General features: G+C 60.5%; 26 protein-coding genes, 1 tRNA gene and 2 pseudogenes. 23 read left to right on the plus strand and 6 right to left on the minus strand.

Going from position 1 to position 22,144, the window contains the following annotated elements; translation table 11 throughout:
* The first annotated feature begins 12 nt into the window (after positions 1-12).
* From HFO71_RS02015 to HFO71_RS02080, 14 genes and pseudogenes are all read left to right on the plus strand, one after another.
* Entirely contained in the window at positions 13-741 is a 729-nt protein-coding gene (locus HFO71_RS02015; protein WP_025395402.1) for a class I SAM-dependent methyltransferase, read from the plus strand.
* A gap of 64 nt (positions 742-805) precedes the next feature.
* The gene (locus HFO71_RS02020; protein ID WP_206987683.1) at positions 806-1,993 is read left to right on the plus strand and encodes a glycine C-acetyltransferase; all 1,188 of its coding nucleotides are present in this window, start codon (positions 806-808) and stop codon (positions 1,991-1,993) included.
* Between the two features lie 88 nt (positions 1,994-2,081).
* A complete protein-coding gene (tdh, locus tag HFO71_RS02025; protein WP_206987685.1) occupies positions 2,082-3,119 on the plus strand; it encodes an L-threonine 3-dehydrogenase in 1,038 nt (345 codons plus the stop codon).
* A 492-nt stretch (positions 3,120-3,611) separates the two neighbouring features.
* Positions 3,612-5,669 carry an RNA polymerase sigma factor RpoD gene (rpoD, locus tag HFO71_RS02030; protein WP_017961411.1) on the plus strand — a complete coding sequence of 686 codons (2,058 nt, stop codon included), beginning with the start codon at positions 3,612-3,614 and terminating at the stop codon, positions 5,667-5,669.
* 317 nt (positions 5,670-5,986) lie between these two features.
* Entirely contained in the window at positions 5,987-6,280 is a 294-nt protein-coding gene (locus tag HFO71_RS02035) for a GYD domain-containing protein (protein ID WP_027664171.1), read from the plus strand.
* Between the two features lie 98 nt (positions 6,281-6,378).
* Positions 6,379-6,582: pseudogene (locus HFO71_RS02040) on the plus strand (DUF930 domain-containing protein); the annotation flags it as partial.
* A 35-nt stretch (positions 6,583-6,617) separates the two neighbouring features.
* A complete protein-coding gene (locus tag HFO71_RS02045; RefSeq protein WP_221987696.1) occupies positions 6,618-7,748 on the plus strand; it encodes a DUF930 domain-containing protein in 1,131 nt (376 codons plus the stop codon).
* A gap of 101 nt (positions 7,749-7,849) precedes the next feature.
* Positions 7,850-8,011 carry a hypothetical protein gene (locus tag HFO71_RS02050; protein WP_164986508.1) on the plus strand — a complete coding sequence of 54 codons (162 nt, stop codon included), beginning with the start codon at positions 7,850-7,852 and terminating at the stop codon, positions 8,009-8,011.
* Positions 8,012-8,099: 88 nt separating this feature from the next.
* Entirely contained in the window at positions 8,100-8,897 is a 798-nt protein-coding gene (locus HFO71_RS02055; protein WP_206987686.1) for an APH(3') family aminoglycoside O-phosphotransferase, read from the plus strand.
* A gap of 79 nt (positions 8,898-8,976) precedes the next feature.
* A complete protein-coding gene (locus tag HFO71_RS02060; protein WP_206987688.1) occupies positions 8,977-9,783 on the plus strand; it encodes a helix-turn-helix transcriptional regulator in 807 nt (268 codons plus the stop codon).
* A 377-nt stretch (positions 9,784-10,160) separates the two neighbouring features.
* Positions 10,161-11,057, plus strand: coding sequence for a DMT family transporter (locus HFO71_RS02065; RefSeq protein WP_206987691.1), 897 nt, complete (start codon positions 10,161-10,163; stop codon positions 11,055-11,057).
* 3 nt (positions 11,058-11,060) lie between these two features.
* Positions 11,061-11,753 carry a B3/B4 domain-containing protein gene (locus HFO71_RS02070; RefSeq protein WP_131639560.1) on the plus strand — a complete coding sequence of 231 codons (693 nt, stop codon included), beginning with the start codon at positions 11,061-11,063 and terminating at the stop codon, positions 11,751-11,753.
* 114 nt (positions 11,754-11,867) lie between these two features.
* Positions 11,868-12,266 (plus strand): DUF427 domain-containing protein, encoded by a 399-nt coding sequence (locus HFO71_RS02075; RefSeq protein ID WP_077978853.1) that lies wholly within the window; start codon positions 11,868-11,870, stop codon positions 12,264-12,266.
* Between the two features lie 73 nt (positions 12,267-12,339).
* Complete coding sequence (locus HFO71_RS02080) at positions 12,340-12,573, plus strand: DUF6894 family protein (protein WP_025395393.1); 234 nt, start codon at positions 12,340-12,342, stop codon at positions 12,571-12,573.
* Positions 12,574-12,743: 170 nt separating this feature from the next.
* Here the strand turns inward: HFO71_RS02080 and HFO71_RS02085 are convergent, their stop codons facing one another.
* Positions 12,744-12,989: a DUF6894 family protein gene (locus HFO71_RS02085; protein ID WP_168258865.1), complete on the minus strand. Its 246-nt coding sequence runs from the start codon at positions 12,987-12,989 to the stop codon at positions 12,744-12,746.
* Between the two features lie 132 nt (positions 12,990-13,121).
* Here HFO71_RS02085 and HFO71_RS02090 point away from each other — a divergent pair, with 132 nt between their 5' ends.
* The 3 genes from HFO71_RS02090 to HFO71_RS02100 all read left to right on the plus strand — a co-directional run bounded on the left by HFO71_RS02090 (position 13,122) and on the right by HFO71_RS02100 (position 15,872).
* Positions 13,122-13,841: a Crp/Fnr family transcriptional regulator gene (locus HFO71_RS02090; RefSeq protein WP_206987693.1), complete on the plus strand. Its 720-nt coding sequence runs from the start codon at positions 13,122-13,124 to the stop codon at positions 13,839-13,841.
* Between the two features lie 135 nt (positions 13,842-13,976).
* The gene (locus HFO71_RS02095; RefSeq protein ID WP_077978851.1) at positions 13,977-15,197 is read left to right on the plus strand and encodes an MFS transporter; all 1,221 of its coding nucleotides are present in this window, start codon (positions 13,977-13,979) and stop codon (positions 15,195-15,197) included.
* Between the two features lie 3 nt (positions 15,198-15,200).
* Positions 15,201-15,872, plus strand: coding sequence for a DUF922 domain-containing Zn-dependent protease (locus tag HFO71_RS02100; protein ID WP_077978850.1), 672 nt, complete (start codon positions 15,201-15,203; stop codon positions 15,870-15,872).
* A 94-nt stretch (positions 15,873-15,966) separates the two neighbouring features.
* On the opposite strand, the gene HFO71_RS02105 is transcribed toward HFO71_RS02100, so the two are convergent.
* A complete protein-coding gene (locus HFO71_RS02105; RefSeq protein WP_168258868.1) occupies positions 15,967-16,683 on the minus strand; it encodes an HAD family hydrolase in 717 nt (238 codons plus the stop codon).
* 211 nt (positions 16,684-16,894) lie between these two features.
* Here HFO71_RS02105 and HFO71_RS02110 point away from each other — a divergent pair, with 211 nt between their 5' ends.
* From HFO71_RS02110 to HFO71_RS02125, 4 genes are all read left to right on the plus strand, one after another.
* Complete coding sequence (locus tag HFO71_RS02110; RefSeq protein ID WP_221987506.1) at positions 16,895-17,248, plus strand: DUF1428 domain-containing protein; 354 nt, start codon at positions 16,895-16,897, stop codon at positions 17,246-17,248.
* A gap of 116 nt (positions 17,249-17,364) precedes the next feature.
* On the plus strand, positions 17,365-17,787 hold the full coding sequence (locus HFO71_RS02115; protein WP_077978847.1) for a secondary thiamine-phosphate synthase enzyme YjbQ: 423 nt from the start codon (positions 17,365-17,367) through the stop codon (positions 17,785-17,787).
* A gap of 124 nt (positions 17,788-17,911) precedes the next feature.
* Positions 17,912-18,217 (plus strand): hypothetical protein, encoded by a 306-nt coding sequence (locus HFO71_RS02120; RefSeq protein WP_077978846.1) that lies wholly within the window; start codon positions 17,912-17,914, stop codon positions 18,215-18,217.
* Between the two features lie 177 nt (positions 18,218-18,394).
* On the plus strand, positions 18,395-18,742 hold the full coding sequence (locus HFO71_RS02125) for a hypothetical protein (RefSeq protein ID WP_011652868.1): 348 nt from the start codon (positions 18,395-18,397) through the stop codon (positions 18,740-18,742).
* 399 nt (positions 18,743-19,141) lie between these two features.
* On the opposite strand, the gene HFO71_RS02130 is transcribed toward HFO71_RS02125, so the two are convergent.
* Complete coding sequence (locus tag HFO71_RS02130; RefSeq protein ID WP_168258869.1) at positions 19,142-19,882, minus strand: SIMPL domain-containing protein; 741 nt, start codon at positions 19,880-19,882, stop codon at positions 19,142-19,144.
* 196 nt (positions 19,883-20,078) lie between these two features.
* On the opposite strand from HFO71_RS02130, the pseudogene HFO71_RS02135 reads away from it, so the two are divergent.
* Positions 20,079-20,510: pseudogene (locus tag HFO71_RS02135) on the plus strand (GNAT family N-acetyltransferase); the annotation flags it as partial.
* A gap of 112 nt (positions 20,511-20,622) precedes the next feature.
* Here the strand turns inward: HFO71_RS02135 and HFO71_RS02140 are convergent.
* Positions 20,623-20,772, minus strand: a complete 150-nt coding sequence (locus tag HFO71_RS02140; protein ID WP_165940268.1) for a hypothetical protein — start codon at positions 20,770-20,772, stop codon at positions 20,623-20,625.
* Between the two features lie 253 nt (positions 20,773-21,025).
* Between HFO71_RS02140 and HFO71_RS02145 the strand changes: the two genes are divergently transcribed.
* Positions 21,026-21,217, plus strand: a complete 192-nt coding sequence (locus HFO71_RS02145) for a hypothetical protein (RefSeq protein ID WP_077978844.1) — start codon at positions 21,026-21,028, stop codon at positions 21,215-21,217.
* Positions 21,218-21,366: 149 nt separating this feature from the next.
* On the opposite strand, the gene HFO71_RS02150 is transcribed toward HFO71_RS02145, so the two are convergent.
* On the minus strand, positions 21,367-21,576 hold the full coding sequence (locus HFO71_RS02150; protein WP_221968264.1) for a hypothetical protein: 210 nt from the start codon (positions 21,574-21,576) through the stop codon (positions 21,367-21,369).
* A 390-nt stretch (positions 21,577-21,966) separates the two neighbouring features.
* Positions 21,967-22,042: transfer RNA gene (locus HFO71_RS02155), tRNA-Ile, on the minus strand.
* Positions 22,043-22,144: the final 102 nt, after the last annotated feature.

A 22,144-nucleotide genomic window follows, 5' to 3' on the forward strand; every position in this document is an offset into this window, starting at 1 on the left:
GGAGGAGCGCCGATGGCCCAGAATATTTACGACCGACCGGAATTCTTCGCTGGATATAGCGGCATGAGACGATCCTTGCACGGGCTCGACGGAGCATCCGAGTGGCCGGCGGTGCGCGCGCTGCTGCCCAATCTTGCCGGCAAGCATGTTGTCGATCTCGGCTGCGGCTTCGGCTGGTTTTCGCGTTTTGCCGTGAGCCAGGGTGCTGCAAGCGTGCTTGCGCTCGACATCTCGGAAAAGATGATCGCCAGAGCGAGGGCCGATACGGCGGAAGCAGCGATCACCTACGAGATCGCCGATCTCGAGCATCTCACGCTTGCTCAAGCTTCCTTCGATTTCGCCTATAGCTCGCTGGCGCTGCATTATATCGAGGATTTTGCCGGTCTCGCCGCGACGGTCTATCGCGCGCTTTTGCCGGGATCGCAATTCGTCTTCACCATCGAGCATCCGATCTTCATGGCGCCGACCAATCCCGCCTGGGCAGCCGATGCCGAGGGGCGGCGCATCTGGCCGCTCGACCGTTATTCCGTCGAAGGTCTGCGCACCACCGACTGGCTTGCCAAGGGTGTGGTCAAGCAGCACCGCAAGCTCGGCACGACGCTCAACACATTGATCGCGGCCGGCTTTACCATTCGCCATGTCGAGGAGTGGAGCCCGAACGAAGATGAGCTCCACGACAATCCAGATTGGGCGGAGGAGATCGACCGGCCGATGTTCCTGCTGATCTCGGTCCAGCGCTGAGAAGACAAGCCGGCGGCAATATGCTAACCCGGCGGGCAAACGAAATCTCTGGGAAAGGCCGTCCATGACCTCGCAATTTCTCTCCCATCTCAGCAACGAGATCTCAGCGCTGAAGGATGCCGGCCTCTACAAATCCGAGCGCGTCATCAGCTCCAAGCAGGCGGGCGAGATCGCGATTTCCACCGGCGAGCGGGTGCTGAATTTCTGCGCCAACAACTATCTCGGCCTTGCCGATAACGAGGAGCTGGCCGAGGCCGGCAAGCAGGCGCTCGACCGATACGGCTACGGCATGGCTTCGGTGCGCTTCATCTGCGGCACGCAGGAAGAGCATAAGCAGCTCGAAGCGCGCATCTCCTCTTTCCTCGGCATGGAAGACACGATCCTCTATTCCTCCTGCTTCGACGCCAATGGCGGCCTGTTCGAAACGCTGCTGTCGGAAGAGGACGCGATCATCTCGGACGCGCTGAACCATGCCTCGATCATCGACGGTGTGAGGCTCTCGAAGGCCAAGCGCTTCCGCTACGCCAACAACGATATGGCAGCGCTCGAGGAGGAACTGAAGAAGGCCGAAGGCAGCCGCTTCAAGCTGGTCGCCACCGACGGTGTCTTCTCGATGGACGGGATCATCGCCAATTTGGGCGGCGTCTGCGACCTCGCCGAGAAATACGGCGCGATGGTCATGGTCGATGACAGCCATGCCGTCGGCTTCGTCGGTAAGAATGGCCGCGGTTCGCCGGAATATTGCGGCGTCGAGGGCCGGATCGACATCATCACCGGTACGCTCGGCAAGGCGCTTGGCGGCGCCTCGGGCGGCTATACCTCCGCCAAGGCAGAGGTCGTCGAATGGCTGCGGCAGCGCTCGCGGCCCTATCTGTTTTCGAACACGCTGGCGCCCGTTATCGCCGCCGCCTCGCTCAAAGTGTTCGACCTCATCGAAAACGGCGATGCCTTGCGCAGGCGCCTTTCCGACAATGCCGATCTGTTCCGCACTGAAATGACCAAGCTCGGCTTCACGCTTGCCGGCGAGGGCCATCCGATCATTCCCGTCATGCTGGGCGACGCCAAACTCGCCCAGGATATGGCAAGCCTGATGCTGAAGAAGGGGATCTATGTGATCGGCTTCTCCTTCCCCGTCGTGCCGAAAGGCCAGGCCCGCATCCGCACGCAAATGTCGGCGGCGCATTCGCGGGCGGATGTGGAGCGGGCAATCGCGGCCTTTGCCGAGGCAGGGCGGGAATTGGGTGTGATTTGACAATAGGCGTTGCCATCTCCCTCTTCTCCCAAGTGGGGAGAGAGGGAGTCGCAAAGTCAGGCACCAGAACAAGGGCAGGATATCGTTGATGTCGAACATGATGAAGGCGCTGGTCAAAGCGAAACCGGAGGTCGGACTCTGGATGGAGAATGTGCCGGTGCCCGAGGTTGGGCCGAACGACGTGCTGATCCGGGTGAAGAAATCGGCAATCTGCGGCACCGACGTCCATATCTGGAACTGGGATCAGTGGGCGCAGAAGACCATTCCGGTGCCGATGGTGGTCGGCCATGAATTCTCCGGCGAGATCGCCGAGATCGGCTCGGCGGTCACCCGCTATCATATCGGCGAGCGGGTCTCCGGCGAAGGGCATATCGTCTGCGGCAAGTGCCGCAACTGCCGGGCGGGCAGGGGGCATCTCTGCCGCAACACGCTCGGCGTCGGCGTCAACCGGCCGGGTTCGTTCGGCGAGTTCGTCTGCATTCCCGAAAACAATGTCGTGCCGATCCCGGATGATATTTCCGACGAGATCGCCGCCATCTTCGATCCGTTCGGCAATGCCGTGCACACGGCGCTCTCCTTCGATCTCGTCGGCGAGGACGTGCTCGTCACCGGTGCCGGGCCGATCGGCATCATGGGCGCGCTCGTCGCCAAGCGATCCGGCGCCCGCAAGGTCGTCATCACCGATATCAATCCGCACCGGCTGGAGTTGGCGCGCAAGCTCGGCATCGATCATGTCGTCGACGCATCGAAGGAAAACCTCGCCGACGTGATGAAGGCGATCGGTATGACGGAAGGATTCGACGTCGGGCTGGAAATGTCGGGGGCCGCACCTGCCTTCCGCGACATGATCGACAAGATGAACAATGGCGGCAAGATTGCCATTCTCGGCATCGCGCCGGCCGGCTTCGAAATTGACTGGAACAAAGTGATCTTCAAGATGCTCAATCTCAAGGGCATCTACGGCCGCGAGATGTTCGAGACCTGGTACAAGATGATCGCTTTCGTCCAGGGCGGCCTCGATCTCGCACCCATCATCACCCACCGGATCGGTATCGACGATTTTCGCGACGGCTTCGAGGCGATGCGGTCGGGTAACTCGGGCAAAGTGGTCATGGACTGGATCTGAGAAGGGTGAATGCTTTGCGCCGTCGTGCCGGCCGGCAGGTATGCCGCCGGCTTGACGGCAAAACCGGTAGAAAATCCTGCGTATAAGGCTGCGTGGCGTGCAAAAACTTTACTGCCCTTGTCTTTTGTTCGCAGCATCTTAAATAAGGGTTCGCAATCGCTGCCGCGGTTCAAAGCCTGTGGATAAGGCTTTTTCCGTATTTTTGTGGGCTTTTTTTCTGGAAAAGCTTGACGAGAACAAAAAATGTAGGAATCACCGTTCGACTTGTTGAATGGTGAACTGGGTCAAGGCGGATCGCGCAACCATGGCCGGAAATCCAAGAGCAAGAAAGCTTTGCTGTCCGGTGCCGGTAATCGTGGTTAATCAGGCTTTAAATGTCATCCCGTTAGGTGGGCAAAGGTGATTCGAGGGCGGCGCGTGCGGCGCGTCAGGCCCTGAGACAGCCCGTTCACTGTAGCGAGATTGGATAGCGTCAGGAAGGCGACGATATAAATGGCAACCAAGGTCAAAGAGAACGAAGACGCGGAAGTCGAACGCGACAGCGCAAGCGACGGCCCTCTTCTCGATCTTTCCGACGACGCGGTCAAGAAGATGATCAAGGCCGCCAAGAAGCGCGGCTATGTGACGATGGACGAGCTGAACGCCGTCTTGCCGTCCGAAGAAGTGACGTCCGAGCAGATCGAAGACACGATGTCGATGCTGTCCGACATGGGCATCAACGTCATCGAAGACGAGGAAGCCGAGGAAGCCGGTGCTTCCGGCGGCAGCGATGACGACGACGCCGGCGGCGACGAGGAGAGCGAAGGCGGCGAACTCGCGCCCTCGAGTGGCACCGCACTTGCGACTGCCAAGAAAAAAGAACCGACCGACCGTACCGACGATCCGGTGCGCATGTACCTGCGCGAAATGGGCTCGGTGGAGCTTCTGTCCCGCGAGGGCGAAATCGCGATCGCCAAGCGTATCGAGGCCGGCCGCGAGACGATGATCGCGGGTCTCTGCGAGAGCCCGCTGACCTTCCAGGCGCTGATCATTTGGCGCGACGAACTCAACGAAGGCACGACGTTGCTGCGCGAGATCATCGATCTCGAAACGACCTATTCCGGCCCTGAAGCCAAGGCTGCGCCGCAGTTCCAGAGCCCGGAGAAGATCGAAGCCGATCGCAAGCTCGCAGAAGAGAAAGAAAAGACCCGTCGCGCCCGCTCCGGCGACGACGACATCACCGATGTCGGCGGCGAAGGCCTGCCTCCCGAGGAGGAGGAAGAGGACGAGGACGAATCCAACCTTTCGCTGGCGGCGATGGAAGCCGAGCTTCGCCCGCAGGTGATGGAGACGCTCGATACGATCGCCGAGACCTACAAGAAGCTGCGCAAGCTGCAGGACCAGCAGGTCGAGCAGCGCCTGTCGGCTTCCGGCACGCTGTCCACTGCCCAAGAGCGCCGTTACAAGGAACTCAAAGATGAGCTCATCAAAGCCGTCAAATCTCTGTCCTTGAACCAGAACCGCATCGACGCCCTCGTCGAGCAGCTCTACGACATCAACAAGCGCCTCGTTTCCAACGAGGGCCGCCTGTTGCGTCTGGCCGAATCCTACGGCGTCAAGCGCGACTCCTTCCTGGAGCAGTACCAGGGCGCCGAACTCGATCCGAACTGGATGAAGTCGATCGGCAATCTGGCCGCCCGCGGCTGGAAGGAATTCGCCAGGGGCGAAAACACGACGATCCGCGACATTCGCCAGGAAATCCAGAATCTGGCGACCGAAACCGGTATCTCGATCTCGGAATTCCGCCGCATCGTGCATATGGTGCAGAAGGGCGAGCGCGAAGCGCGTATTGCCAAGAAGGAAATGGTCGAAGCGAACCTTCGCCTCGTCATCTCCATCGCCAAGAAGTACACGAACCGCGGCCTGCAGTTCCTCGACCTCATTCAGGAAGGCAATATCGGCCTGATGAAAGCGGTCGACAAGTTCGAATACCGCCGCGGCTACAAGTTCTCGACCTATGCGACATGGTGGATTCGTCAGGCGATCACCCGTTCGATCGCCGACCAGGCCCGCACGATCCGCATTCCGGTGCACATGATCGAGACGATCAACAAGATCGTCCGCACGTCGCGCCAGATGCTGCACGAGATCGGCCGCGAGCCGACACCGGAAGAACTGGCCGAAAAGCTCGCCATGCCGCTCGAAAAGGTCCGCAAGGTCCTGAAGATCGCCAAGGAGCCGATCTCGCTCGAAACCCCTGTCGGTGACGAAGAGGATTCGCATCTCGGCGATTTCATCGAGGACAAGAACGCGCTGCTGCCGATTGACGCCGCCATCCAGGCGAATCTGCGCGAGACGACGACTCGTGTTCTCGCCTCGCTGACGCCGCGCGAAGAGCGTGTGCTGCGCATGCGCTTCGGCATCGGCATGAACACCGACCACACGCTCGAAGAAGTTGGCCAGCAGTTCTCGGTCACCCGCGAACGTATCCGCCAGATCGAGGCGAAGGCGCTGCGCAAGCTGAAGCATCCGAGCCGCTCTAGAAAGCTGAGAAGCTTCCTCGACAGCTAAGACTTCGACGACACCGTTCTCATTGAAAAAGCCGGGCTTCATGCCCGGCTTTTGCTTTTGTGATTAACACCAATGATCCCGGCATCTTTCTTGTCCCTCCCTGGTGACAAGCCTATAATCCGGCCACGGGAAGGGATCGATCGCCGCGCGCGAGCGAGAGTTGACGTGTGGCCGTATACACCGATCCTCCGCTAGATCCGGATGGTTCAGGCCTGACGGGCCTGAAATCTGAATCCGGATCCACATCAAAGAAGTAGAGCATGGCGTCGTCCGAAAACCGCTGACACTTTTCGGCACCATGCTCTGGGAGGTGCGACATGACCACTTACATTCTTTTGATCAATTGGACCGATCAGGGCATCCGCAATGTTCGCGACTCGGCCAAACGGCTCGATGCGGCAAAGAAATTGCTCGCCGGCGTCGGCGGCTCCTTCAACCAGTTCTATTTGACGATGGGCGGGCACGACATGGTCGCCGTCTGCGAGGCGCCCGATGACGCCGTCATGGCGCATTTTACCCTCTCGCTGGCGATGGGCGGCAATGTTCGGACTGAGACGCTGAAGGCATTCCCGGAGGCCGCCTACCGGGATCTCATCGGCTCACTCGGGTAGCCGGAGATCGTCGGTCTTGAAGATTGCGGAGCACTCGTTGCGCTGGCAGTGTCGCGGCTTGCTTCAATTTCCGCGGCAGGCTCCGGCCCAACTTTTTGGAGAAGGTCAGCGGCAACAACGTCGAGGTGAAGGGCGGTGCCTTCCGCAGCAAACGGAAGTGGTACAACATCCAGTTTAAATGCGAGTTCGATGCCCGCTCCGGCAAGGTCCTGTCCTTTACCTTCCTCGTCGGCGATGCCATTCCGCGAGATGAATGGCAGGAGCACAATTTGGTGGCCGACGATGGCGCGGTCGAGCAATAAGCCTCATCGCGGCTCGATCACGCGGTTTTTTTCTTTTGTGGCTTGATGCTGCCGGTTTTAGGGGCCACATCGCTGCTGTGACAGAAGAAGACGTAGAACCGGCGGAAGCGCAGCACGAAACGGGAAGGCAGCGGCCTGAAATCCGCTGGGGCGTCGTCGCGTCTGTTGTTGCCCATATTCCTATCCTTGCTGCTCTCATTTTCGGGCTGCCGAAGATTGAGCCGAAACCTGCCGAAGACGAGAGTGTGAAAGTGGAACTCGTCCCGCCGCCGGAGGAGAAAAAGCCGGAGCCCAAGCCCGAGGAAAAGCCACCGGAGCCGAAGCCGCCGGAAGAGGCCAAGAAGGAACCGCCTCCGCCTCCGCCGCCACCACCGCCACCGCCAGCGCCAGCGCCGGAAGCTGCAAAGCCACAGGCAGAACCTCCAAGGTCGTCGCGTACCTTTCGTCCGGTGCTTGAATTTGCCGATAAGGGTTCTGCGCCGAAAGAAACGGAACAGGGAGAGCCGCAGCAGGCAGAAGCACCAAAGCCACCAATTGCTGATGTAAAACCGGAGGAGGTACGAGTGGAGCCGCCGCAGCCCGAAAAGCCTCAAGTTTCGGAGACAATGCCTGCTGCAAATCCGGTGCCTCGGGATATTGAACTTCCACAGGTGGAGACTGTTGAGTCCAATCCGGAAAAGAACGGGCCGGCTGCCACAGGGCAGGACGAGGCAAAGACGAATTTCGAGCAGCCGAAGCCAACCAAGGACACAACGGTGCAGGCGCCTTCGACACCGCCAAAAGCCGAGGCCAAGGAGGCAGACAAAATGATTAAGTCGAAGACGCTGTTTTCCGAAAGGGCCATCGCCAGTCCGATGATCAAGACCGCAATCAGCAATCTGCCGCGAGGCGAGCGTATCAACCAGCTTTGCCAGACCGAACTCAGGCAGCAACTAATCCATTCGGCCGCGCAATATCAACCGCATTGGCTACCTTCCTACTCGCTTTTGAGCGGAAGTGTACTTGATGCACGCCGCGGTGCCTTCAAGAGCCGCAATGAATGGTTTGAGGTCAGATTCAGATGCGAAGTGGATAATGATGCGACGAAGATCATATCCTTCGAGTATGATGTCGGAAAATCGGTTCCGCGCAGCGAATGGAAAAGCCGTCGTTTTCCTGAAGATTAACGATCAGGAGGGAGTTCGGCCAATGCAACAGCCACGCGCAAGCAACCCTACCTAGCTTCTTCCCATGGCCGTGATGATCCGGTGAAGAAGAGGACAATGATATGTCGAACGAGATCGAGCGTTTTTTTGAGCATCAGGACGAAGCCGTCAGTGCGCTGTTCCTGGAAAACAAGGGCGACGAGCTGACCGATATTCTGGTGGCTGCTCTGGAAGAGGCTTTCGAAATCCTTCTCGAAGCCGCGCCCGCCGAAACTGTTCATTGAGGTCGCAGGGGGCTCGCTCGAGCGATCGCGCCGCTTGCGCTGTCCCGCCTTGTCGGGATAATGCGCCAGCACCAATGGCCTAGATATCATGTCGATTTTCCAAGAGGATCAACCGCCGTCGGCGGGCGCGCTCGATGCCCGTCTGGCCGGTTACCGGTTCGAACGCGATGCGCTCGGCCGCTCCGCCGCAAGTGTCTTCCGGCTGGAAGCTCTCCGATTGCCGACGCTTTATCTGAAGGTCGAAGAGGTCGGTCCTTTTGGCGAACTCGCCGACGAGGCGGCCAGGCTTTGCTGGCTCAAGGCTTCCGGTCTGCCCTGTCCCGATGTTATAGCAGAGGACAGCGACGGTGTGCACAACCGGTTGCTGATCAGCGCGCTTCCCGGGAGTGATCTCGCCAGTACGTCAGTGCTGACGCCGCTTGCGCGGGTTGAACTGCTGGCAGTGGCGCTTCTTGACCTGCATCGCCTGCCGATCGCGTCCTGCCCCTTCGACAATCGGCTGGAGATGCGTGTTGCTGTAGCGAAAGCGCGGATGCAGGCCGGTATCATCGACGAGACCGATTTCGATGAGACGCGACTTGGAAAGAGTGCCGAAGCCCTGTTTGCCGAACTCGAAAGCGGGAGGCCTGGCCGCGAGGATCTCGTCGTCACCCATGGTGATGCCTGTCTGCCGAATTTCATCGCGCCGGAAAAGGGATTTTCGGGTTATATCGACTGCAGCCGGCTTGGCGTCGCCGACCGCTATCAGGATATCGCGCTCGCCTGCCGCAGCATCGCCTCCAATTTCGGCGAGACGCTGGTGCAGCCCTTCCTTGATCGCTACGGCATGCCGGCCGCGGATCCGGCGAGACTCGATTATTATCAGCTGCTCGACGAGTTCTTCTAGGCAGCCAGTCTGGCCGGAATGATTGCGTCATCTCGCTGTGGCTGGCAGAGTGGCCGGCGATCGGACCTGCGGACAGAGAATGGCGAAAAACCAGTTCAGGATGTTGCGCTCGGCGCTATCAGGCGTCGAAGCGGTAGAGGCGGAAACGCATCACAGCTTTGCGCGCCATACGCATGAGCAGTTCGGCATCGGTTTGATGTCCGCCGGGGCGCAGTCGTCGCTCAGCGGCCGCGGCATGGTGGAGTCTGAGGCCGGCGACATCATCACGGTCAATCCGAACGAAGTGCATGATGGCGCGCCGATCGGCGAAGGCCGGTCGTGGCGCATCCTCTATTTCGATCCCGCCATCGTCAGCGGTCTGTCACGAGAGATCAGCGAAAGCGGGGTAGGGCGGTCGGAAATCCCGCATCCCGTCATCCGCAATGCGGCGACCGCCGCCCGCTTCGAAATGCTGTTTGGCGCGGTGACCGGCGGCAGGGCGGCGGAGGATCTGCTCCGCGAGGAACTGCTTCTGCAACTCGTCGCCGACGTCATGCGGGAGCGCTCTTGTACCGAAGAGCGGCCAATGGTGCCGGCGTCGATCCGCGCGGCTCGAGATCTGATCGACGACGATCCGCTTGCCGCCGTCTCGCTTGCCGATCTCTCCAGGGAAAGCGGGCTCAGTCGCTTCCAGGTGCTGCGCGGTTTTGCCAAGGCGACCGGCCTGACGCCGCATGCCTATCTCGTCCAGGCCCGCATCCATATCGCCCGCCGGCTGATCGCTCAGGGCATGCCGCTTGCGGAGGCGGCCTTTGCCAGCGGCTTTGCCGACCAGAGCCACATGACGCGGGTCTTCGTGCGCAAATACGGCCTGTCGCCGCGCCTCTATGCCGGCGCCTTTCTCTGAGCGGTGCTGGCATGTCGAGCCTCGTCACCGGCACGGCGATGCTGGCGGAAGGCGGAGTTTCGATCAGCAGGACGTAGGGTCGGTGATGGAGAGATCAGTCCTCCGTGCCTGAGGTGCAGCCACCCGCCCTCGTCCTTCGAGGCTCCGGCCTTTGGCCTGCGCGCCTCAGGATGAGGGCTAGTCGGTGCGCCGTGCCGCTTCACTTCCCGTTGAACCAGGCCGCAACCTCTCTCCAGCCTCATCCTGAGGTGCCCCGTAAGGGGCCTCGAAGGACGGGGCTGGCCGCGCGCTTTAGTTCTTTGTTTTATCCTGCAATTTCGTTCAAGACCCTGATCCATCCCTGCTGTTTTGTCGGCGCATCCAAGAGGAGACGCCGAATGTCGAGACAGGTTCAAGGTTATGTCTATCTGGCGCTGGCCATGCTGACCGTGGGGAGCACCGTCATTGCAAGCAAGCTCATCGCGTCGGGCCTGCCGCCGTTCAGCGCCACCGCATTGCGCTTCGCCATCGCCTTTCCAGTCCTTCTCGTGCTGATGCGGGCGACCGGCGCGCGGCTGCCGAAACTCTCCAGGCAAGATCGCTTCACCCTTTTCATTCAGGCCGGGGCCGGCAGTGTCGGTTATACGACGCTGCTGATCTCCGGCCTCAGCCTGACCTCGGCCGCCGATGCCGGCGTCATCATCGGCACGCTGCCGGTGGTCTCGGCCGCAATCTCCATCCTGCTGCTCCGGGAACGGCCGCAGCCGGCTCTGCTTCTTGCCGTGGCGCTTGCAACGGCGGGCGTGCTGTCGATCGCCTTCACGCCGGATGCCGCCGGAGGATCGCTCTCCGGCAATGCACTGATCTTCGTGGCAGTCGTCTGCGAGGGGCTGTTCATCCTGCTGAACAAAAGACTGAAGACGGAGGTTGCACCGCTTGCCCTGTCGACGCTGATGGCCGGCATCGGCTTTATCGTTGCCGCCATCCCGGCTGTTTTTGAAGCGCCTTTCCCAGATGGTATTTCGGCAAGCGCTGTCGCCGCCGTCGTCTATTATGCGCTGGTGCCGACCGTCGGCGGATTTCTGCTCTGGTATGCGGGAGCAGAAAGGGTGAGCGGCACGGAAGCCGCGCTCTTCACGGCGCTGGCGCCGGTTTCCGCCGTCATGCTTGCCTTTATCATTCTTGGCGAGCCGGTCGGGCTCAGCCAGTTCGCGGGTATCGCCTGCGTGCTTGCGGCCGTGCTCGGGCTTGCCTTTGCCGGGAGCCGTTCAGTGAAACTTGCCGGAGGGAGATAGACCATGCAGTTCAGCCATTCCGATGCCATGTGGCAGGCCTTTCCGGAGCTTCGCGCCGGCGCGCTCCACGCCGACGGCATCCATGCAGATGCCGATGTCGAGGCGGCGATCGTAAGCTTCAGCGCGATCGCCGAGGCCCGGCTGGTCAAAGCGCAAGAGGGCGAATTCCCCGAAATCCAGGCCTGGCGGCGCGGCTTTTCCCGTATGGGGCTGAAGCCGACGCAATATCGCTGCGCTTCCGAGGCGTTGTTGCGTCGCTTCCGCCAGGAACATGCGCTGCCGCGCCTGCATCCGCTCATCGATCTCTGCAATGCGATTTCGCTCGCCTTCGCCATTCCGGTCGCCGTCTTCGACGTCGAAAAGATCGCTGGCGATCTCGAAGTCCGGCGAGCCAAGGGTGACGAGACCTATCTGACCTTCGCCGGCGAAATCGAGCATCCGGAGGCGAACGAAGTGATCTTCGCAGACGATGAACACAGGACTCATGCGCGGCGCTGGACGAACCGGCAGAGCGGGCTTTCGGCGGTGCGGGAGACGACGCGCTCGGTGCTGATCGTTGTCGAGGCCTTGCACGTCTCTGCCGGCGACGACATCGCCCGCCTGGTCGAAACAGCTGCGGATGCGCTTGCACGTCACTGGCCGGTGGTGGCGAAAACGGCGATATTCAGTTCGGTATCACCGCGTTTCGAATTCTGAGGTTGATCTCAGGTGTCGTCAGATCAGTAGGTTCGAGCCCTTGGGCCGGCGACGTGTCCGCCCTATCTCAGTGGGATCGATACCTCCTGGAGACGAATCCCCATGTCAGAAAAGATGTCAGATAAGTCGATCAAGATTCCGGGGCCGGATCATCCGATCAGCGTCGAGCACAATCCCTCCCGCGTCGTCGTCACGCTCGGCGGCAAGACGATTGCCGATACCCGCAATGCGCTGACGCTGCGCGAGGCCTCCTATCCGCCGGTGCAATATATTCCGCGCAAGGATGTCGACATGTCGCTGCTTCAACGCACCGACCACGCCACCCATTGCCCCTATAAGGGCGACGCTTCCTACTACAGCATCATTCCGGGCGGCGAGCGCTCGAAGAATGCCGTCTGGACCTACGAGGCGCCGAATGCGGCGGTCAGCAGCATCAAGGACCATCTTGCCTTCTATCCCGACCGTGTCGACGGCATCGAGGAAATGGCCTCTCCGGAAGCCGGCGCCTTCTGACGCTGCATCGAAGCCGTTCCGGCGGAACATGTTCGCCGCGGAACCGTTAGCGTTATCTAGCCGGGGATGTGTCGTGCCGAAATTCTACTTTCAGCTTTTCGATCGGGATGGCGTCGGGGCGACCGAGACGGGATATGATTTCGACTCTGTCGAGGCTGCGAAAGCGGAGGCGCGGCGCGTTCTCGCGGAAATGGCCGCCGAAGGCTTGCCGGCTGCACCTTTGAATATGCTGTCGGTGGAACTGTTCGATGAAAGCCGGCGGCCGCTGGCAGAAATCCGGCTGATTCTCGAAGAAATTTCGAAATAGCCGTGATCGGCTTGCCTGCCTTGAATAGCTGTCGATCGAGGCGAAGCAATCGAAAGACTATGTCAAATTTAATTGCCGGCTATGAAGGCGGGTCTTAGCGTCGCGTCACGATCGACCGAGTCGGTTTGATGCGTATGTGTGTGACCGGCGGCAGCCGTTAACGGGGACCGCTATCGTAAGACGTCGAGCCATTCATTGCTGAAGACTAGACTGGCAACTGTGACCGGGTCGCCCTTCTCGTTGCGAACGGTGACGGCGATCGTCATGCGATCACCCGCAGGCAGTTCGTCACGGGCCACATCCAGCAGGATGCGGGTCACCTCTTTAGGAATGTCTTCGCGAGATTTGAGCTCGGTGCCGTGCTCGTCGCGCGTGGGACCTTCGCCGTTGTGTAGATCGAAATAGTAGCGAGCCATGTTTTTTCCTGCGCGTCACAGGAGAAATCACAGATGAAGACAATTGTTCCCGAGGCTAGGCATTGATTCTTATAGAAAATACAGGTCGCATCGAAATGGTCAGGAACTTTTGCGCTATCGGCGGACAAACCCGTGATTGAAGCTCTGCTGCTGAACCTTGGTAGCCGCGATGTGCTGTCGGCCGAGGAGGAAAGCCATCTCAGAGCGGTCATCGTAAAAGACAGGCACTTCGTTGCCGGAGAGGATCTCGTCTCCGAAGGAAGCCGTCCGACCTACAGCACGCTGCTGCTCGATGGTTTTGCGGCGCGCTACAGGGTGATGGCCGATGGCAGTCGCCAGATCACCGCGCTACACGTCGCTGGCGATTTTGTCGATCTGCACGCTTTCCCGATCAAGAAGATGGACCATGGCGTCGTTGCGATGTCGTCCTGTCACGTCGCTTTCGCCGATCATGCCGTTCTCAAGGCGATCACTGAAGACATGCCGCATCTTACCCGGCTGCTCTGGCTCGATACATTGATCGACGGCGCGATCCACCGCGAGTGGATCGTCGCCATGGGCCGGCGCTCCAAGCGCGCCCATATCGCCCATCTCGTCTGCGAACTCTTCGTGCGGCTGCAGGTGGTGAAGCGGACGCGCGGCGCAAGTTTCCAGTTTCCGTTGACGCAGATCGAGATGGCCGACGTGCTCGGCGTCTCCGTCGTCCACCTCAACAAGACGCTGCAGGCGCTGAGGCGCGAGGGCGTGTTCACCTGGGAGAACCGGACGATCACCATCGTCGACTGGGAACGCCTGCAGGAAATCGCCGAATTCGATCCCGGCTATCTCAGCATCTCCAGGGAACCGCGCTAAAACCGAGGCGTCACACAATCCGGTGACACCAGCTCATTGCGATTGACAATTCGTCCATTCGGGCAGAACACCGCTCCGACCTTGAAAACTCTTATAAAGGCTGGCGGACCCGCGCTGCCGGCCGGTGACATCGCAATGGACATATCCCAAGGCCCGGGGAGCGTTCTTCGCCACCCCGGCTATCTGAACTTCGCCGCCTCCCGCGTCTTTTCCTCGCTTTCCTTCCAGTCCATTGGCATCGCCATGGGGTGGATGATCTACGATCAGACGCACAGCGCCTTTGCGCTCGGCCTCGTCGGCTTGTGCCAGTTTCTCCCGATGGCGGTGCTGACCTTCGTCGTCGGCCATGTCGCCGACCGGTTCGATCGGCGGCGCATCGGACTTGTCTGCCAGTTGATCGAGGCGGTGACGGCGCTGGTGCTGGCCGTCGCCACCTGGCAGCAATGGCTGACACCGGCCGGCATCCTTGCCGCCGTCACCGTGCTCGGCGCCGTCGTCGCCTTCGAGCGCCCGACCATGGCGGCCCTGCTGCCGAACATCGTGCCGGCCTCGATGCTGCAGAAGGCGGTCGCAACCTCCACATCGATGATGCAGACGGCGATGATCATCGGCCCCTCGCTCGGCGGCCTGCTTTATGGCCTCCACCCCGTCGCGCCTTTTGCTATCTCCGCGCTGCTCTTTGCCGTCGCAAGCTTCAACGTCATCTCGATCCGCATGCAATGGAGCCCAGCCAAGCGTGAGCCGGTGACGCTCGCCTCGGTCTTTGCCGGCGTCTCCTTCATCCGCAGCCGGCCGGTGATGCTCGGGACGATCTCGCTCGATCTCTTCGCGGTGCTGCTAGGCGGCGCGACGGCGCTGCTGCCGATATTCGCTAGCGATATCCTGCATGCCGGTCCCTGGGGCCTCGGTTTTCTGCGCGCGGCCCCGGCGGTCGGTGCGCTCGCCATGTCGATCGTGCTTGCCCGCCGGCCACTGAGCAGCAATGTCGGGCGCAAGATGCTTGCCGCCGTCGCCGTGTTCGGCGTCGCCACCATCGTCTTCTCGCTTTCGACCAATATCGCGCTTTCCGTGGTCGCGCTGTTCGTGGTCGGCGCGTCCGATACGGTGAGCGTCGTCGTGCGCAGCTCGCTGGTGCAGCTTCTGACGCCGGACGAGATGCGTGGCCGCGTCAGCGCCGTCAACTCGCTGTTCATCGGCACCTCCAACCAGCTCGGCGAATTCGAATCCGGCATGATGGCGGCAGCCCTCGGCCCCGTCGCCACCGGCGTTGTCGGCGGCTTCGGCACGATCGTCGTCGTGCTCCTGTGGATGCGGCTCTTCCCCGATCTCACCAAGGTCAAGACGCTGCAGGGCTAGCATATGCATGACGCGTTGAAAGCGGCGACCGCTCCCGTTAGGTTCGGCCCGACACATCATTCGGCGGAGCCGCGCGTGACGACAAATTTTCTGTTCTACATGATTGCGGCAGTTTTCACGTCGGTACCGGCCGTGGCCTTGGCCGATTGGCAGGCGGTCGAAGAGGTACGGCCCTATTCGATATCAGGCACGTCGGGGGCCGGGCTCTATGCATCGATCGGCGAGCTTGGGCCGAAGGCGGGCGGCTTCGGCCGGGCGATCGCGCATACGACGTTCAAGCTGACCTGGACCAGGAAATACGAACCGCAGGGAAATGCCTGCGTTATCGTGACCAACCGGCCGAAGCTCATCATCACCTATACGCTGCCGAAACCATCTGCCGAGCTGCCAGCCGCCGTGAAGAGCAGCTGGGAGGGCTTCATATCAGGGGTGCAGGCGCATGAGCGGGTGCATGGCGAGACTATCAAGGAGATGGTCAAGGAGATCGAGGCGATGAGCATCGGCCTCACCGTTGCCGACGATCCCGATTGCAAGAAGATCAGGATCGAGCTGACCCGCCGGCTCGGCGAGATCTCCCAAAGACAGCGCCAGCGCGGCCGCGACTTCGACAAGATCGAAATGGGTGACGGCGGCAATATCCAGCAGCTCATCCTCAAGCTGGTGAATGGCCCCTGAGGGGGCCGAAGCGGATAACGGGCGACCTTCTCGGGGCGGGGCGGCCTGGTAAGCCTCGGGTGCGGCTATCAGGCCGCAGCCAAATGCATGGGCGTCACCTTCGGCGCGGGCGCTTCGTCGCCATCAAGCCCTCGGTGAGTGCGTTCAGATCGCGGACAAGGGCTATCAGCTGCGGCAGCAACTCTATTCGATACCGCGGCGAGGGCAGCGAAGCGGGCCAGGCGTTTTTCGGGCCGAAATAGACGGCATGCATGCCGGCGTTGTCTGCTCCAAGAATATCGGCCTCGGGATTGTCACCGACGAAGAGACAGTTGTCGACGGGCAGGTCGAGACGGCCAGCAGCCAGTTCGAAAATTTCCCGTGCCGGTTTACGAAGACCGATATCTCCTGAAATGACCACCAGGTCGAGCACTTCGTTCAGTCCCGCCGCCGCGATTTTCGGTCGCTGAACATTGGCTTCGCCATTGCTGACGACGCCGATTAGAACGCCGTATTGCTTCAGCGTGGAAATGGTCTGTTTTGCCCCTGACATGGGAACAGCCATGCCGGGATACACTGTCTCGAAGTCATGGAAGAGGGCTGCAGCAAGGTCGCCTGGAAGACCGAATGTCTCCGTCAGGCGCGGATAAAGATCGCGCTTTCTAACCAGGCCGGCCTTCTCCAGCTGCAGGAATTCAGCAATGTAGCGCTGTTCCTCGACACCGTGCTCGCCAAGACGAAATCGCTGGTATTGGAGCGGCAGGAAGGTGAGGACGGCAGCGGTCTTGTCGATGAGTGTCTCGTCAAGATCAAAAAGGACCGCTCTAATCATGGTGTCCTGCCCGATGCTCACTCGAAGGATTGTTCTGCAAAGCCGGTAAAGCGGAAAACCGGATCGGGGTCAAACCTCATAAATCCAGTGAACGATCGACAGCGGCGCAAATCAGAGATGAAAAGGCGGTTGAACGCTTCGTCACTGGACCTGCCTGGCCGCCGTCCTATCTCCTCCGCCATAATGCGCAGATACGCAAAGGAGGAGCGAGATGTCCTATGTCGATGGTTTCATCGTGGCGGTTCCGAAGGGGAATATCGAGACCTACAAGGGATTCTCGACCTTCGCCGGCTCGATCTGGAACGAATATGGCGCGCTCGAATATGTCGAATGTATCGGCGACGACGTGCCCTATGGCGAGTTGACCTCCTTTCCCCGCGCCGTGCAGGCGAAGGAGGACGAGGTGGTGGTGTTTTCCTGGATCGTCTATGGCTCGCGCGAGGAGCGCGACGATATCAATGCCAAGGTGATGGCCGATCCCAGGCTCAAGGGCGACCAGTGGCAGATGCCGTTCGATGGCAAGCGGATGATCTACGGCGGCTTCGAGACGCTGCTCAGGCTTTGATCGCCCCAGTCAAGCTTGACTTTGCCCGGGCAAGCTTGACTTGCACGCGCAAGCTTGACTTGCGCCGAGCAGCGCGCCAACTCGCGAGAGATGTCATCTCGAAGCGGGAGAGCGCCTTGCCCCAGACGATCCTCACTCTGTCCACACGCGGACAGGGCCTTTACGAGTTCACCCCCCAGGCGGAGGCCTTCGTCAGCGCGTCGGGGCGGGAGGAGGGGCTTCTTACGGTCTTCGTGCGCCACACCTCCTGTTCGCTGTTGATCCAGGAAAATGCCGATCCCGATGTGCGCACCGATCTTCTCGCCTTCTTCCGCCGCCTCGTGCCGCCGGCCTCCGATCCTGACATGGGCTGGATCGTGCACAGGGCCGAGGGGCCGGACGACATGCCGGCGCATATCAAGGCGGCGCTGACGCAGGTCTCGATTGGCATTCCCGTCGCCAGGGGGCGGTTGATGCTCGGCACCTGGCAGGGGCTCTATCTCTTTGAACATCGAGACCGGCCGCACCGGCGCGAAATCGTGCTGCATCTCAGCGATTGAAAGAGTTAATCGTTGTGAATGCAAACTGAATGCCCGGTTCCAACGCCATTCAGTTTGCTGGGTCTACTGTCGAGACAATCCCTGAAGGGAGAGCTTAGATAATACCAATCGACGGAGACATCCCATGACGCATTTCCTGACCAAGGCTTCGCTTGCCGCTCTGCTCGCCCTCTGCACCATTCCGGCCACTGTTTCCACGGCGGCCGCCGCCGGACCGCAGACGAACTTCGTCGTCGAGGCGCAATATCATCGTCCGATCCGCGGCTGCTCACCGATGCATGCGGTGCGCAAGGCGCGTGATTTCGGCCTGCGGAGAGCCCATATCACCCGCATGTCGCCGCGGGTCGTCGTTGTCGCAGGGCGCGACCGCCGCGGCTGGGACAGGATGACTTTCGCGAATGTCCGCGGCTGCCCGCTGATCCGGCGCTGAGGACTGCGGCCGGAGGCGCCGATGTGGCGCTTCCGGCCCGCTTTTGCCTTGACGCTGACACTTTCAGCCGTCTCTTCTCTGACCTGTATGAGTGATTCCCAAATGACGCTTCGGCGTAATGCGAACTAATGGGGAGGGCGGCTCGCCGCACCGACTTTCAAAGGAAAAGGTTTTTCGATGATGCAGTTTCTGGCAAAGGCGGGTCTTGCCGTCATGCTGACAGCCGGCACCCTGGCCGGTACGGTGGCCCCGGCCGCCGCCCAGTTGAATATCATTATTGGCGAGCCGGACCGTGGTCCGCCGCAGGATTACCGCCGTCCGCCTCCGGGCCCGGGCTACGGCCGGCCGTCGCGCGGCTGCAATCCGCAGCTCGCCGAAAACCTCGCCCGGGATTACGGCTTTCGTCGCGCTCGGGTCGTCGACATCACGCCACGCCGCGTGATCGTCCAGGGCTGGACGCGTCGCGGTCCCGATGAAATGAGCTTCGGCAATGTGCGCGGCTGCCCCGCCCTGCGCCGCCGCTAATCAATGGAAGAAAACGCCGCCCCGTCTCCCCGATGCGGCGGCTAAGAACCGCCTTTGCCAGTCTCCCCGGATCGGCAAGGGCGGTTTTCTTTTGCGCTCAGTTTGACTGCGCTCTTTCCTCCGGCATCATTGTGGGTCCTGTGCCACGGCTGTCCGGTTGGCGCCAATGGCTGCCCCTCACCCTAACCCTCTCCCCGTAAAAAAGGGGCGAGGGGACGTGCCCTGCGAGAGCGAGCGGGGAACGGAGAGGGCGCGGCATTGTCCCTTCGCCCCGTTTACGGGGAGAAGGTGGCGGCAGCCGGATGAGGGGCTGGCATCGGCGTTCTCTTGGGCCGAGGAGCAGAAGATGACATTGAAACGAGCGCTGTGCGCCTGAAAAGACGCGCGGCGCTACAATGTTTATTGCTCGATCGCGAAGGTCACGGTGACGCTGACATTGTAATTGTTCTCGCCGCCCTGGACTGGAACGGCAGCGTCGGAAGCCTCTTTCATCATCGTGGCGCGATAGACTGGCTGCGGCATTGCGCGCGGCACATTCTCGTTGATCTCGAGAATGCGGCCGAGCTTGACGCCGGCGGCTTCGCTCAGCGTCTTTGCCCTTTTGACGGCATCGGCGACCGCGGCCTTGCGTGCCTCTTCGATCGCAGCGTCCGGCTTGTCGTTGGTGAACTGGATTTCGCCGCCCTGGTTGATGCCGAGGGTGACGGACTGGTCGATCACCTCGCCGAGCTTGGCGAGATCGCGCAGCCTGACGGTGACGGAATTGATGGTCTGGTAGCCGATTAGCTGCGGCTGCTGCTGCTGGCCGTCGACCGGCTGCGGATAGTTGTATTGCGGCTGGATGGAAAAGCCGGAGGTCTGCAGATCGCGCTCGGCGATGCCGCCGCTCTTCAGCGCGGCAAGCACGTCGTTCATCGCCTTGTTGTTCTCATCGAGTGCTTCGCGGGCGGTTTTCGCCTGCTTGACGACGGCGAGATTGACGACGGCCATATCGGGAGCGACGGACGATTCGCCATCGCCGGTCACCGAAATCACCGGTTCGCGCGGCTTTGCCTCCTGCGCGAAGGCGGGCGCTGCGGCGGCGAGCGGCAGCGCCAGAAGGGCGGTCATCAGGACAGTTTTGGTATAGATCGGCGCCATGTTTTCATTCCTTGGTTGTCGTTTCCCGGATGAGCTTTCTGTCGGTTGATTGTGAAGCTATTACGGCGGAAAAGACAGGCGCATGCGTAGCGAGAGAAAAATCTGCGGGGTGCATGCATTGGAGCTTGAATCAGGGGGCGTCCGCCGCCCGTTAAAAGCCGAAACGGCTGGACCGGAACCGACGGCTCGCTATCATATGGCGACCATCAACGACGAGGAAGCAATGTTCGAAACGCTCGATCCCGTCCCCTCCGAGATCGCCACCGCGATTTCCGATGGCCTGAACGCCTTCAACGAGAGCGCTGAGATCATACGCGAGGCCTTCGCCATCGTCTGGCGGGAAAACGGAAGGCTTATCGCCGGAATAACGGCGTCCGTTTCCTTCTCGGTTCTTTTCATCGGCAATCTGTGGGTCGAAAAATCGCTGCGCCTGAGCGGCATCGGCCGGAAGCTGATGGCGGCGGCGGAAGAAGAAGGGCGACGCCGCGCCGCCGTCACGGCCTGTGTCGACACACTCTCGACCCGGGCCCCGGACTTTTACCCGAAGCTCGGATATGTCGAATTCGGCAGGGTCAGCGGGCATGCGGGAGGCCGGCCCGTCGACCGGATCTGGTTCCGGAAGGAATTTCCGCCGCAACTTGATCAGAAGCCGATGGCGGCTTCCCATCTGATATCAACTGAAATGACATTGGAGGACGTAATGGCGGGGGGCAGACGAGTCTGTTGACTCGCCAATTGTCCTACTGGGCCCCGAAATCGTCCATGAAGGATGGATGGATAGCGGGCTTGCGCTCTTGGCGTGCGTCGCGAATACGCTGGGGAACCGCACCGAGACCAGCGACGAAGCGGGTCAGGAGATTGCGGTTGAAAAGTTTATGTATGGCACTCATGGTAGTTCACTCATTCTTTTTTTTGTTAGCCGGCAGCATATATTTTGCCCAGGCTGCCATAACAATGGGCAATTTTGCATGACAGTTATGTGACAGTGCATGGCTTGAGGGTGGCTGGCCTAAAAGGTGATCACATTGGCGTTAGAAACGCTCGTCGAGGGCGGTCGGCTGCTATAAATCCTCGTCGGTATTCGCCGTGGGTGGTAGATTGCCCGCTTGGGTAAAACCATACCCCTCCGAAGGAGAAGCTCAGATGAACCGATTTTTCGCATTTGTCGCGACCGGAACGCTGATCAGCCTTGCTACGATCATTTCGGGTTGCACTTCGTCCGGAAGCGTCGACCAGACGTCGTCGATCGGCGGCGGTTATTATGAGCGTCAGCCGCTTAATCCCGCGTGTGGGGGTGGGTTTAGACCTAGCGACGGGCGTTCTTGTAGCTATTAGAAATGTGCACCGGTCGGGCGTGATGCCGTGCTAATAGCTGCACGGACGATCAGGAAACGCCCGCCGCCGAGATAGTCTGTTACCCGTTTGGGCCGTGCCGCAGTGAACATCACCACCTTGAACTCCTGCTTGGGGTCCAAGGTCATCATTCAGTGAAGCCCTTGCAGTCTGTTTCGCCGCTCTGCCAGCAGTTCATTTTGAACCAAATTCCTGGCATTGTCCGAAAGACCATTCGGCCCGAGCAGACCAAGTTCGGTAAACCGCGCTTCAATTTCCTTAGGAATGCTATCCGCTTCGTGTTGGCAAAGGCGCACAAGCCACTTCCATTCGTTGCTAGTCATATCCCTGTGCACGACCATGAATTGCTACTCCTCCCGAGAACAGTGATATCCATCAATAAGTACCACAACTTCCATCGAAAGGCAGGTGGCTCGACGATCAGGCTGCTCATACGCGTATCAATCCGCAAAGCGCTGCACGAACGAGAAGTTTCTGATCATTCTCGGTAAGTCTCTACCAGTCGTTTGCGAACCGTGGCGCATACTCCTTGTCGCAGTCTCACCCGACGATCACATGCGCTGTCGACCCGATCAGGATGATCTCGAGTGCTCCTGCTTTGCAAAGAGATCGAGCATGCTTCGAAGCGGCCTTAAAGGAACTTCGATTACCGAAAATTCCGGAACTCGTGTTAAAATTGCGGAAATTCGCGTCCCGCTACAGGAGATTTGATTTTCCGCTTAAAGGTTGAATGGTGGGCCCGGAGGGACTCGAACCCCCAACCAAGCGGTTATGAGCCGCCGGCTCTAACCATTGAGCTACAGGCCCTGGCGTCGGGTGTCCGGCGCTTGGGTGCCGGGGCAATGGTTCCCGCAGCACGGTTTCCGCTCTAACGCAAATCCGGGGGAGCCACAAGCGGTGAGCGCAAGC

The sequence above is a fragment of the Rhizobium laguerreae genome (genome assembly GCF_019778565.1).
Lineage (GTDB): Bacteria > Pseudomonadota > Alphaproteobacteria > Rhizobiales > Rhizobiaceae > Rhizobium > Rhizobium laguerreae.